We start from the raw sequence: 12,499 nt of genomic DNA, 5'->3' as shown, positions 1-12,499 counted from the left end.
CACCCGCGTACCTGCCGTTGATTCCTGTCGATTGTGAGCGATTCACATCCATGTCATGCAATTGTCACCGACGAAACCTAGCCTTGAGGCTATTTCAGGGACGTTGACATGCCGCGCGCCGAAACCTCGCCTCACATTGCCCCCAGCCCTACCGCCGTACTGTTCGGGCTCAGTGGTTGCCTGGTGGATTTCGGCGCGCTCACGCGCCTGCTCGATGGCCATGCGGCCGAGCACGCCGAAGCGACGCCTGGCGCCCTGGACAGCCTGCATAGCTTGCAGCGCCAACACATTCCCTGCGCCTGGCTCGATGAGCTGCCCCCTACCCTCAGCCATTCCCTGGCAGTCGCCCTGCCGGAATGGGTCAAACCCTTGCAACACCCTGCAACAATCCAGCCTTGGCCAGCACCGCATGCCTGCTGGCACGCGTTGATGGCGTTGAATGTCGAACGACTGGATGGCTGCGTGCTGGTCAGCGGCGAACCGCGCTTGCTGCAATCGGGGCTCAATGCGGGCCTGTGGACGATCGGGTTGGCGTCCTGCGGATCACTCTGCGGGCTGTCGCCCACGCAATGGCAGGCATTGTCGCCACAGGAGCGGGACATCAAGCGCGGCAAGGCTACGATGCAGCTCTTCGGCCTGGGCGTGCATTCTGTGATCGATCACCTGGGTGAACTCGACACCTGCCTGGCGGATATCAGCCTGCGTCGACTCAAGGGTGAAAAGCCCTGATCCGGATCATGCAGGTTCGCCGGGAGTGGATTAATCTTAGGTAAGTTGTAGATCTTTGGCGTGCTGCCGCGGTCTATGCCAGTGCCTATCGATAAAAGGAAGAACGCCATGTCTGCCCGCGAACTGCAAGACCAGCTCAATGCCCTGCGCGAGCAATTGGAACAGAATCCTCCGCTGTCCGAAGCCGAGCGCGAAGATCTGCACAATCTGATGCAAAAGATCGAATTTGAGCTAGATCTCGAAAACAAGACCAAGGACGTCAACCTGGCCGATAACGTCAATCTGGCCGTCGAGCGCTTCGAACTCGAACACCCGACCCTCGCTGGCACCTTGCGCCAGATTGGCCAGGCCCTGCACAGCATGGGTATCTGAATCCACCGGATATAAAAAAGCCCTGCCGACGATGGCAGGGCTTTTTCATGCTCGCGAATGCGGTATGTCATTCAGCATAAATGTTGACTGATCGGGCCCCTTCGCGAGCAGGCTCGCTCCCACAGGGGTTACTTTTACTGACGGACCAAGCGGTGGTTCGGCAACTGCACTTCTTCGGTACTGCGATACGGATTGATATCCAACCCGCCCCGCCGCACATAGCGCGCATACACCGTCAATTTCTCCGGCTTCAGCAACCGCTGCAGATCGAGGAAAATCCGCTCCACGCACTGCTCATGGAAGTCCGAGTGCTGGCGGAAGCTGACGATGTACTCCAGCAGACTGGCATGATCCAGCGCCGCACCGCGGTACTCCACCGCCACACTGCCCCAGTCCGGTTGGCTGGTCACGGGGCAATTGGATTTGAGCAAATGGCTGTGTACGCTCTCTTCGACAATGCGCGAATCGTCGCAGCGCAACAGTTCCGGACGCGGATGTTCGTAGTTGCTGACGCTGATATCCAACTCATCGATGCACACACCCGGCAACGCCACGACACCTTCGGCCTCGACATCTTTCAGGCTGCGGATCCGCACGCCAACCGTTTTCCCGGCAGCGGCGGAGAGGTCTTTGACCAGCGTCGCTTCCAGGCTTGCAGTGTCGACAAACGGCGTCTGGTTCAGGGAATTGAGGTAAAGCTTGAACGACTTCGATTCGATGATGTTCGGCGAATCGGCCGGGATGCTGAATTCGCCGATCGCCACCACTGGCTTGCCCGATGGCAACAGCCACGACAGTTCGAAGCAATTCCAGAAGTCCACGCCCTTGTACGGCAGCGTTTCAGCCGTCAGGCCCAGCTCGGCCCACTTCGCGGTACGCGGGATCGGGAACAGCAGGGATGGCGTGTAAGTGGCGATGTATTCGCTGGATTTGCCCAGCGGCGAGTGTTCGGCTGCGGGATGCATGGCGGAAACCTGACTGAAGAATCAGCGGATTCTACCAGCCTTTGCTCCCGCCTTTGAGTGCTTACTGACTGACTGTCAGTTTGCCGACCATGCCGGCCTGGTAATGACCGGGAATATTGCAGGCAAATTCCAGATTGGTGGCCTTGCTGAAGGTCCACGTCAGCTCGGCGGATTTGCCCGGCTCCACCAGCACGCTGTTGGGGTCGTCGTGCTTCATGCCACTCTTCATGTCGTGTCCCATGGCGCCGTGATCCATGCCCGCCATCGCACCGTGATCCATTGCCTTCATGCCTGTAGGCGTGAGCATGCCGCTTTGCTGCATCTTCAGCATTTCCTGCTGGTGTCTGGCATGCATTGCCGCGTCACCGAGGTTGAATTCATGCAGCAACTGGCCTTTATTCACCAGCACGAAGCGCACGGTTTCGCCGGCCTTGATGTCGATGGCCTTGGGGGTGAACGACATGTCGCCCATCACCACTTCAACACTGCGGTTCGCCTTGGCCGCCGGTGCCGGTTGACCGAAGTCATAGCTGTGCGCTCCCGCCGCCCAGACCGGTGAACTCAATGCCCAAACACAGACAGCCAACGCCACGGATTTGCGCAATAACATCGTCATACTCCAACAAAATAAGGTTCAGCCTGTGGAAAACTCTAAACTGCCAGCGCTGCCCGTAACCTGACAGCCAGATTACAACTTTGTCAGGTTGGCCTGTACCGCCGTCGCCCACGGTATAAAGCGGTCGTTCCATCAAAAAAGCCCGAGTCGCCCATGAAACTGCTGATCGTCGAAGACCAACCGAAAACCGGCCACTACCTGCGCCAGGGCCTCGCCGAAGCCGGTTTCAATACCGAGTTGGTGGCCGATGGCATCACCGGCCAGCAATTGGCGCTCAGCGGCGAATTCGCGCTGCTGATTCTCGATGTGATGCTGCCCGGTCGCGATGGCTGGCAGATTCTGCAAGCGGTACGCAGCGCCGGCCTGGACACACCGGTCCTGTTCCTGACTGCACGGGATGCCGTGGAAGATCGGGTTCATGGCCTCGAACTCGGCGCCGACGATTACCTGGTCAAGCCCTTTGCCTTTTCCGAACTGCTGGCCCGGGTGCGCAGCCTGTTGCGCCGTGGCAGTGCCGCGCCTCAGGAAACCACCCTGCAACTGGCCGACCTGCGCCTGGACCTGATCCGCCGTCGAGTGGAGCGCAGCGGCCAGCGCATCGACCTGACGGCCAAGGAATTCGCCCTGCTGGAAATGCTCCTGCGCCGCCAGGGCGAGGTGCTGCCCAAATCGCTGATTGCATCCCAGGTGTGGGACATGAATTTCGACAGCGACACCAATGTCATCGAAGTGGCGATCCGCCGTTTGCGCCTGAAGATCGACGATGAATTCCCCAACAAACTGATCCACACCGTGCGCGGTATGGGTTACGTGCTAGAAGAGCGCCCTGCCTGATGCACCGCCTCTCATTGAGCAGTCGCCTGGCCCTGTTGTTTGCGGCGTGTACGGCGGTGGTGTCGTTGTTCGCCGGGGTGCTGTTCAGCCGCGCCAGTGAAATGCATTTCATTGAGCTCGATCAGCAACTGCTGGATGGCAAGTTGATTGGGTTGCGACGGGCGCTGCACGATGTTCAATCGAGCGACAGCAAAGTCAAACTGGCCGAAGAGTTGAGCCGGCAAGCCGATCTCTCGCTGCGCATCACCGGCAGCGATGGCAAGCGCTGGTATGACAGCGCGACAAGCCTGCCCGACCAGCTCCCGCAAGCGCCCGGACTGTCGACGATCAACAACGACGGCACAGACTACCGCGTCCTCAATGCACCGCTGTTTACCGACCAACCTGATTCACCGCAATTGACCCTGCTGCTGGACATCACCCATCACCAGCATTTCCTGCAACGCATGCAACACTTGATCTGGCTGACGGTGGGTTTGTCGGCCCTGGCCACCGCGCTGCTCGGAGCCTGGGCCGCCCGCAGCGGTCTGCGACCGTTGCGGCGCATGAGTGCAGTCGCCAGCGGTGTCTCGGCGCAATCGCTCAACGCACGTTTGCCCGAAGAAAACATGCCACCGGAACTGGCGGAAATGGCCCACCACTTCAACGCCATGCTCGGACGCCTCGACGACTCGTTTCAACGGCTGTCGGCGTTCTCCGCCGATATTGCCCATGAGTTGCGGACCCCGCTGTCGAACCTGCTGACCCACACCCAGGTCACCCTCACCCGCCCACGCCCCATCGAGGATTATCGCGAAGCGCTGCACAGCAATCTCGAGGAACTGCAATGGATGGCACAACTGGTCAACGACATGCTTTATCTGGCGAAAGCCGAGCATGGCCTGTTGATACCCAAGCGGGAGCCGCTGGAACTGGCGGAGGAAGTCGATGTGCTGCTGGAGTTTTTTGCACCGCTGGCCGAGGACGCGCAGGTGACACTCAGCCGCGAAGGCAATGCGCACATCGAAGGCGACCGCAGCATGTTGCGCCGGGCGCTGTCCAACCTGCTGGACAATGCATTGCGGTTTACCCCGGTCGATGGCGAGATTCGGGTATCGATCGCCGAACAATCCAGGGGCTTGAGCCTGACGGTTGAAAACAGCGGAGACGGGATTTCACAGGACTTGCTATCGCGTTTGTTTGACCGTTTTTACCGGGCAGATCCGGCGCGTCATGAAGGTAATAGTGAGCATGCGGGATTGGGATTGGCGATCACCCAGTCGATCATCCGGGCCCATGGCGGGCAGATTCGTTGCGAATCGGATCAGGGATGGACGCGGTTTGTGATTGAGTTACCGAAGGGGGATTGAGGCCAGCAGGTCTGGCCTCTTCGCGAGCAGGCTCGCTCCCACATTTGATCTGTGGCGTTCACAAATTCCCTGCTCGTGAAAGCGGACTTGAAGCTTACGAATAGCGCAACGCGGTAGCCGGCTCGACCTTCGCCGCTCGCCAGGCCGGGTAAACGGTGGCCAGAAAGCTCATGATGAACCCCGCCGAGCAGATCAACAGCACATCCCCACCCTGCAACTCAGACGGCAAGTTGCTGACGAAATACACATCGGAACTGAAGATGTGCTGGCCACTGACCCGCTCGATCCAGCCCACCATCTCACTCACGTTCAGCGCCGCGATCACGCCGAGCACGCCACCGATCAGGGTACCGACAATCCCGATCACCGTGCCCTGCACCATGAAGATCGCCATGATCTGCCGTGGCGTGGCGCCGATGGTGCGCAGGATCGCGATATCGGCGCCCTTGTCGTTCACCACCATGATCAGGGTCGCGATGATGTTGAACGCTGCAACGGCAACGATCATCAGCAACAACAGCCCGATCATGGTTTTTTCCATCTTCATCGCACTGAACAGGCTGCCCTGGGTATGGGTCCAGTCGTCAGCCTTGAAAGCGGTGCCCAGCCCCGTAGCGATGGTGCTCGACACTTGCGGCGCGGCATAGAGGTCCTTCACCGCCAGGCGCACGCTCTGCACCTGATTCGGTTCCCAGTGCTGCATCTGGGCGGCGTCGGCGACGTGGATCAACGCCATCGAGCCATCCAGCTCGGCGCCCACCTTGAACACACCCACGACGTTCAAGCGCTGCATGCGCGGGGTAATGCCACCCGGCGCATTACTGACTTCAGGCACGATCAAGGTGATCTTGTCGCCGACATTCAGCCGAAAGCGTCGCGCTGTGATCTCGCCGATCACCACGCCGAATTCGCCCGGCTTCAAGGCATCCAGCCGCCCCTGAACGATGTGTTTGGCCACGATCGACACCTGGCCTTCCAGCGCCGGGTCGACACCGCTGACCTGGATTGGCTGCATCGTGCCTTTGTAGGACAGCATGCCTTCCATCTCGGTGAACGGCACAGCGGCAGTCACTTCCGGATTTTTCATCGCGGCGGCGGCCACCGGTTGCCAATCATCAATCGGATTGACGCCGACGATGGTCGCGTGCGGCACCATGCCGAGGATGCGCGAGCTCATTTCGCGCTGGAAACCGTTCATTACCGACAGCACTACGATCATCGCCAGCACGCCCAGGGCGAGGCCGATCATCGAGGTCATCGAAATGAAGGAAACAAAGCGATTGCGGCGCTTGGCGCGGGTATAGCGCGCGCCGATAAAGATCGATAGCGGTCTGAACATTCGCTGGTGCACCGTATAAAAATAAAAGACCCGACGCCTTTTCAAGCGCCGGGTTTCGACTAATCAGATTGGGGTCAGGCAACCTTCCTGCAGATGCAGGACGCGATCCATCTGGCGGGCCAGGTTCATGTCGTGGGTCACCACCAGGAACGCCGTACGCATCGAAGTGCTGAGTTCCAGCATCAAATCCTGAATGCCTTCGGCGGTGTGTAAATCGAGGTTGCCGGTCGGCTCATCGAGCATGACCAGGCCCGGATTGTTCACCAGGGCACGGGCGATGGCCACGCGCTGGCGTTCACCACCGGACAGCTCCGCCGGTTTGTGCTCCAGGCGATGACCCAAGCCTACCCGCTCCAGCAATGCGGTGGCTCGCTTGCGGGCTTCAGGGATCGCGGTCTTGCCGATCAGCAGCGGCATGCAGACGTTTTCCAGCGCGGTGAACTCGGGCAGCAAATGGTGGAACTGATACACGAAGCCCAGCGCGCGGTTACGCAGCAGGCCGCGATTCTTTTCGCTCAGCGCCGAGAGTTCTTCGCCGTCGAGCCAGACGCTGCCCTTGGTCGGCGTATCGAGGCCGCCGAGCAAATTGAGCAAGGTACTTTTACCCGAACCCGACTTGCCGACAATCGCCACGCGCTCACCCGGGTGCAGCTCCAGCTGCAAACCGGCCAGGACCTCCACCGACTCCGGGCCTTCCTCGTAGGATTTGCCCAGGTTGCGGCAGCTCAAGATTGCTTTATCACTCATGCCCGACTCACTCATAACGTAGCGCCTCCGCCGGCTGGGTGCGCGCGGCACGCCAGGCTGGATACAGGGTGGCGAGGAAACTCAGGATCAACGCCGCAGAGCAGACCATCACGACGTCCTGGCTCTGCACTTGCGATGGCAGGTAATCGATGAAGTACACGTCGGCGTTGAGAAACTTGTGCCCGATCAGGCCTTCCAGCGCCGAAATCGCGGCGCTGACATTCAGCGCGGCGAAAATCCCGACCACCGCGCCGATGGCCGTGCCCACCACGCCGATGACCGTACCCTGCACCATGAATGTGCGCATGATCGTACCCGGCGTGGCACCCAGGGTACGCAGGATCGCGATGTCACCCTTCTTGTCGTTCACCACCATCACCAGCGTGGAAATGATGTTGAACGCGGCGACGGCGACGATCAGCAGCAACAGCAGGCCGATCATGGCTTTTTCCATGCGGATCGCCTGGTACAGGTTGCCATGGGTGCGGGTCCAGTCGCGGGCGTAGTAGCGATCTTCACCCAGTTCCCGGGCGATGCTCCACGCGGTACGCGGTGCCTGGAACAAGTCGTCGAATTTCAGGCGGATGCCCTGGACCTGGTCCGGCTTCCAGCGATGCAGCCGCGCCAGGTCCTGGAGATTGGTGATACCCAGGTAGCCGTCGATCTCGCCGGCGCCGACGTGGAAGATGCCGACCACGGTGAAGCGCTTCATGCGCGGGAACATCCCGGCCGGGGTCACGGTGACCTCCGGCGCCACGAATGTCAGCTTGTCGCCGACCGCCGCCCCGAGCTTGGCCGCCGCCTTGTCGCCGATGACGATGCCGAACTCGCCGGGTGTCAGGTCGTCGAGTTTACCCTGCTGCATGAAGTTATCGATGATCGACACCTGGCGTTCTTGCGCCGGGTCGATGGCGTTGAGCAGGACTTTGGAGACTTTGCCGTTGTTGGTCAGCAACCCTTGCATCTGGGTAAACGGCGCCACGGCCGTCACCTGCGGGTTCTGCTTGACCTTGGCGGCGAGGCCTTGCCAGTCGCTGATGGGCTCGCTGGCCTCGATGGTCGCGTGTGGCACCATGCCCAGCACACGGGTGCGCATCTCATGATCGAAGCCGTTCATGACCGACAGCACCACGATCATCACGACCACGCCGAGGGCGAGCCCGATCATCGAAGTCAGGGAAATGAATGACACAAAATGATTGCGACGCTTTGCACGGGTATAACGCGTGCCGATAAATACGAAGAGAGGTCTGAACATGTCGGGGCTTGTTCGGAGGGAAAAGGAACGTCCTTGTGGCGGGGGTCGATAACCAGCTTTACACTCAGACCACCGCCGCTACCATGGGTTCGCCATGTCGACATTAGATGAAGAAGATCGCCGCGAATACTACCGTATCGAGGACACGATCGCACTGGAAATTCGGCCCCTGTCCGCTCTCGAAGCCGCAGGCCAGGAAGTGTTGCAGGATGCTTCCCCACTCTTCAACGTGCTCAGCGAATTGCACCTGAGCGAATTCGAGTCGCAACACCTGCTGCGCCAGATCAGCGAGCGCGACCGAACCCTCTCGGCGTTCCTGAAATCCCAGAACAAGCGCATCGACTTGCTGAGCCAGGTGATCGCCCTCACCGTGCTCGGGCAGATCGGCGAGCCGCAGCCTGTGATCATCTCCGAGGGTGGCATCGAGTTTCAGCACCCTTCCCCCATTGCCGCCGGCGCACGCCTGTCGGTCAAGCTGGTGTTGATGCCGCAAGCGCTGGGCCTGCTGCTACGCGCCCGCGTCACCCATTGCGACCGCAAGGGCGATAGCTACGACGTCGGCACCGAGTTCGAACACCTGAGCGATGCCCAGCGACAGCTGCTGGCCCGCCATATCTTGCAGAAGCAGGCCCAGGAACGACGCCTGGCCCGCGAACAACTCGAATCCGGAAATTAATTTAAGGAAGAACCGTGACCCTCATCTACGGCCACCGCGGCGCCAAGGGCGAAGCACCGGAAAACACCCTGACCAGCTTTCAGGAATGTCTCAAGCACGGCGTACGCCGCTGCGAACTGGACCTGCACCTGTCCAGGGACGGCGAGTTGATGGTCATCCATGACCCGACGCTCAAGCGCACTACCGACCGACGCGGCAAGGTGGCTGAACATACCGCTGCCGAACTGGTGACCTACGACGCGCGCAAGGGCGGGCCCGGCTGGATCAAGCCTTGCCCGATCCCAACGCTGGAATCGTTGTTCGAGCAATGCGATTTCGATCATTGGCAACTGGAAGTCAAAAGTGCTTCACGCACTCGCGCCGCGACCACCGTACTGGCAATCAGGGAAATGGCACAACGGCATGGTTTGCTGGACAAGGTGACCATCACATCGAGTTCGCGCGAAGTGCTGAAAGCCGCCGTGGACCTGGTGCCGGATGTGTCCCGCGGACTGGTGGCCGAGTACGCCTGGCTCGACCCACTGAAGGTCGCGGCAAGCTATGGCTGCGGGATTCTGGCGCTGAACTGGACCCTGTGCACGCCGGAGCGCCTGGAGAAGGCGCAGCGTCAGGGGTTGCATGTGTCCGTGTGGACCGTCAACGAGCCTGCGCTGATGCGCAGACTCGCCGACTTCGGCGTTGACAGCCTGATTACAGACTTTCCCGGTTTGGCCACTGCCACGCTCGAGAATTGCTGAAATCGGTCTCCCCGGCCGGCTCAGGCCACCGGCCGGAGCCGCTCAAAAAAGCCGGTTGAGACCGTCGTACGCCGCTACCCGATAGGCTTCGGCCATGGTCGGGTAGTTGAAGGTCGTGTTGACGAAGTACTTCAGGGTGTTGAGTTCACCCGGCTGGTTCATGATCGCCTGACCGATGTGAACGATCTCCGACGCCTGATAACCGAAGCAGTGCACGCCCAGCACTTCGAGGGTTTCGCGGTGGAACAGGATCTTCAGCATGCCTTGCGGCTCGCCGGCGATCTGTGCACGCGCCATGCTCTTGAAGAACGCCTTGCCCACTTCGTAAGGCACCTTGGCCTGGGTCAGCTCCTGCTCGTTCTTGCCGATCGAGCTGATCTCCGGAATGGTGTAGATGCCAGTCGGCACGTCATTCACGAAGCGCCAGCTACCGTTGTCGACGATGCTGCCGGCGGCTGAACGACCCTGGTCGTGGGCGGCACTGGCCAGGCTCGGCCAGCCAATCACGTCACCGGCGCCGTAGATATTCTGAATACCGGTGCGGTAAGCCTCATCAACTTCAATCTGGCCACGGCTGTTGACCTTCACGCCGATGTTTTCCAGACCCAACTGATCCGTGTTACCGGTCCGGCCGTTGCACCATAGCAAGGCGTCGGCCTTGATCTTCTTGCCGGACTTGAGGTGCAGGATCACGCCATTGTCCAAGCCTTCGACACGGTCGTAGTCTTCGTTATGGCGAACGGTGATGTTGTTGTTGCTGAAGTGGTAGCTCAGGGCCTGGGAAATTTCCGAGTCGAGGAAGCTCAGCAACTGACCACGGTTGTCCACCAGCTCGACCAGAACACCCAGGCCGCTAAAGATCGATGCGTATTCACAGCCGATCACACCGGCACCGTAAACAATGAGTTTACGCGGGGTGTGACCGAGGCTGAGGATGGTATCGCTATCGTAGATACGCGGGTGGTGGAAATCGATGTCGGCTGGGCGATATGGACGCGAGCCGGTGGCGATGATGATGTGCTTGGCCACCAGTTTTTCCACGACGCCGTTGGCGCAAACCACTTCGATGGTTTGCTCGTCGGCGAAGCTGCCGGTGCCGAAGAACACGTCGACGCGATTGCGGGCGTAGTAGCCGGTACGCGATGCAACTTGTTTGGAGATGACTTTTTCAGCGCTTTTCAGCACGTCCGGGAACGAGAACCAGCGCGGCTCACCAATGGCCCGGAACATCGGGTTGGTGTTGAACTGCATGATCTGCCGGACCGAGTGACGCAGTGCCTTGGACGGGATGGTACCCAGGTGGGTGCAGTTGCCGCCGACCTGGCGACGGCTATCGACCATCGCCACCTTGCGCCCTGCCTTGGCGGCGTTCATTGCCGCGCCTTCTCCCGCCGGGCCGGAACCCAACACCACCACGTCGTAGTTGTAGACAGCCATGCGTACTCCTCAGAACAGGCCGCGGCGCCATCGGCACCTGCGGCTAAATCACGCCGATCTGTGGCGTGAAGGAACAATTTGGGGTCAGTGCAGAACCCGGACACAGTCTATAGAAGCGTCAACGCCGCGCACATTAACCCTTGGTCGCGTCGTAGGCTACTTTTGCCTGCACTACAACGCCAGTTTTCAATGCTTTGATCACCGCAATCACTCGGCTTTTGCGCCACTGAGGCGTTCAAAAGCGCGACTGGTGCGTGTGACGAAACCTGTATCGGCACGAATCACAAAAAATGCGCCGATATCGTGTTTTTCTGCGTAATTCCAACCGCGCTCGGGGCCGAGAATCAGCAACAACGTCGATAAGCCATCGGCCATCAACGCGGAAGGATGAATCACGGTCACGGACGCCAGCGTGTGCGAAACCGGCGCACCGGTGCGCGCATCGAAAGTATGGGAGTAACGCCGGCCATCCTGCTGGAAATAATGTCGATAGTCGCCGGACGTGGACAGGCCGTAACCGTCGACGGCGACAATGCGCTCGACCGCCTGTTGATCATCGCGAGGCTCCTCCAGGGCGATTCGCCACGGCGAACCGTCTGGTTTTTTACCAGCCGCCTTGAGCTCACCGGTGGCTTCGGCGAGGTAGTTGCGAATACCCAGTGCTTCAAGCCTTGCAGCGATCCTGTCGACCGCGTAGCCCGCGGCGATGCTGTTGAAGTCGACTTCGACGGCGGCGTCCTTGCACAGCTGGTCGCCGTCGATGCGCAGGTGGCCATGACCCACCCGCTGTCGCACTTCTGCGAGTGCTTCAGCGGTCGGCACTTTTTCCTCGCGAGCCTGGGGACCGAAACCCCAGAGATCGAGCAGCGGCTCCACCGTCAAATCGAACGAGCCTTCGCTTTGCTCCGACAGCTGCTCGCCGACCCGGACCAATTCGAGGATCGGTGCGGGCATTTTCTGACAACGGTTGGCGGGTAACTGGTTAAAGCGTGTGATATCGGAATCGCTGCGGTAGGTCGACATTTGTTGATCGACTTCGGCCAGGATCTTTTCGACTTCGACCTGGACGACCGTCGGTGCAGGGAGATCGGTGTGGCGCACGTACTTGACGGAATAGGTACTGCCCATGGTCGGGCCACCGAAGGTTTCAATGGCGTCGCCGTTGCCGCAGCCTGAGAGGATGCCAGTCAACACTACTATTCCAATCAGCCGCCAGCTCAACGATTCCCCTCCCACTGAACAACTCTGACACAACGCCAAGTCCGGACATTATGCGATAGAAATGCAGGAGCAAGCCTGAGAAAGCGGTGTATCAGGCAAGCTGACTCTGTCTGATAATTCCCCTTCGCGAGCAGGCTCGCTCCCACAATGATCGTGCAGCACCTGTGGGAGCGAGCCTGCTCGCGAAGAGGCCGGACCAGACAACACACCTGTATTTTC

13 protein-coding genes are annotated in these 12,499 nt (G+C 60.0%); 6 read left to right on the top strand and 7 right to left on the bottom strand.

Translation table 11 applies throughout. The features are described 5' to 3' along the window. Positions 1 to 108 precede the first annotated feature (108 nt). Together HNQ83_RS07090 and HNQ83_RS07085 are read left to right on the top strand one after the other, a co-directional pair. Positions 109 to 729, top strand: a complete 621-nt coding sequence (locus tag HNQ83_RS07090) for an HAD family phosphatase (RefSeq protein WP_175388296.1) — start codon at positions 109 to 111, stop codon at positions 727 to 729. A gap of 108 nt (positions 730 to 837) precedes the next feature. Beyond that, positions 838 to 1,101, top strand: a complete 264-nt coding sequence (locus HNQ83_RS07085) for a DUF4404 family protein (protein ID WP_175388295.1) — start codon at positions 838 to 840, stop codon at positions 1,099 to 1,101. Positions 1,102 to 1,235: 134 nt separating this feature from the next. Here HNQ83_RS07085 and queF read toward each other — a convergent pair whose 3' ends face one another. Further along, on the bottom strand, positions 1,236 to 2,066 hold the full coding sequence (gene queF / locus HNQ83_RS07080; protein ID WP_175388294.1) for an NADPH-dependent 7-cyano-7-deazaguanine reductase QueF: 831 nt from the start codon (positions 2,064 to 2,066) through the stop codon (positions 1,236 to 1,238). 61 nt (positions 2,067 to 2,127) lie between these two features. After that, positions 2,128 to 2,676, bottom strand: coding sequence for a plastocyanin/azurin family copper-binding protein (locus HNQ83_RS07075; protein ID WP_175388293.1), 549 nt, complete (start codon positions 2,674 to 2,676; stop codon positions 2,128 to 2,130). 159 nt (positions 2,677 to 2,835) lie between these two features. Between HNQ83_RS07075 and HNQ83_RS07070 the strand changes: the two genes are divergently transcribed. Together HNQ83_RS07070 and HNQ83_RS07065 are read left to right on the top strand one after the other, a co-directional pair. Continuing rightward, positions 2,836 to 3,516 carry a heavy metal response regulator transcription factor gene (locus tag HNQ83_RS07070; RefSeq protein WP_175388292.1) on the top strand — a complete coding sequence of 227 codons (681 nt, stop codon included), beginning with the start codon at positions 2,836 to 2,838 and terminating at the stop codon, positions 3,514 to 3,516. Continuing rightward, a complete protein-coding gene (locus HNQ83_RS07065; protein WP_175388291.1) occupies positions 3,516 to 4,865 on the top strand; it encodes a heavy metal sensor histidine kinase in 1,350 nt (449 codons plus the stop codon). The genes HNQ83_RS07070 and HNQ83_RS07065 overlap by 1 nt, the downstream gene beginning before the upstream one ends. 94 nt (positions 4,866 to 4,959) lie before the next feature. Here HNQ83_RS07065 and HNQ83_RS07060 read toward each other — a convergent pair whose 3' ends face one another. The 3 genes from HNQ83_RS07060 to HNQ83_RS07050 form a co-directional block, all read right to left on the bottom strand. After that, entirely contained in the window at positions 4,960 to 6,204 is a 1,245-nt protein-coding gene (locus tag HNQ83_RS07060) for a lipoprotein-releasing ABC transporter permease subunit (protein ID WP_175388290.1), read from the bottom strand. A 63-nt stretch (positions 6,205 to 6,267) separates the two neighbouring features. Next, complete coding sequence (gene lolD / locus HNQ83_RS07055; RefSeq protein ID WP_175388289.1) at positions 6,268 to 6,951, bottom strand: lipoprotein-releasing ABC transporter ATP-binding protein LolD; 684 nt, start codon at positions 6,949 to 6,951, stop codon at positions 6,268 to 6,270. Positions 6,952 to 6,958: 7 nt separating this feature from the next. Next, on the bottom strand, positions 6,959 to 8,209 hold the full coding sequence (locus HNQ83_RS07050; RefSeq protein ID WP_175388288.1) for a lipoprotein-releasing ABC transporter permease subunit: 1,251 nt from the start codon (positions 8,207 to 8,209) through the stop codon (positions 6,959 to 6,961). Between the two features lie 94 nt (positions 8,210 to 8,303). On the opposite strand from HNQ83_RS07050, the gene HNQ83_RS07045 reads away from it, so the two are divergent. Then, positions 8,304 to 8,885 (top strand): PilZ domain-containing protein, encoded by a 582-nt coding sequence (locus HNQ83_RS07045; protein ID WP_175388287.1) that lies wholly within the window; start codon positions 8,304 to 8,306, stop codon positions 8,883 to 8,885. Positions 8,886 to 8,899: 14 nt separating this feature from the next. After that, positions 8,900 to 9,622, top strand: a complete 723-nt coding sequence (locus tag HNQ83_RS07040; protein WP_175388286.1) for a glycerophosphodiester phosphodiesterase family protein — start codon at positions 8,900 to 8,902, stop codon at positions 9,620 to 9,622. 42 nt (positions 9,623 to 9,664) lie between these two features. Here HNQ83_RS07040 and sthA read toward each other — a convergent pair whose 3' ends face one another. After that, complete coding sequence (sthA, locus tag HNQ83_RS07035) at positions 9,665 to 11,059, bottom strand: Si-specific NAD(P)(+) transhydrogenase (RefSeq protein ID WP_175388285.1); 1,395 nt, start codon at positions 11,057 to 11,059, stop codon at positions 9,665 to 9,667. 207 nt (positions 11,060 to 11,266) lie between these two features. After that, positions 11,267 to 12,253 carry an FAD:protein FMN transferase gene (locus tag HNQ83_RS07030; protein WP_175388284.1) on the bottom strand — a complete coding sequence of 329 codons (987 nt, stop codon included), beginning with the start codon at positions 12,251 to 12,253 and terminating at the stop codon, positions 11,267 to 11,269. Between the last annotated feature and the right edge of the window lie 246 nt (positions 12,254 to 12,499).

It is taken from the genome of Pseudomonas sp. C2B4 (assembly GCF_013359695.1).
Taxonomy (GTDB): domain Bacteria; phylum Pseudomonadota; class Gammaproteobacteria; order Pseudomonadales; family Pseudomonadaceae; genus Aquipseudomonas.
The sequence above is the reverse complement of the archived record's forward strand: the minus strand, read 5'-3'. Positions and strand labels throughout refer to the sequence as shown.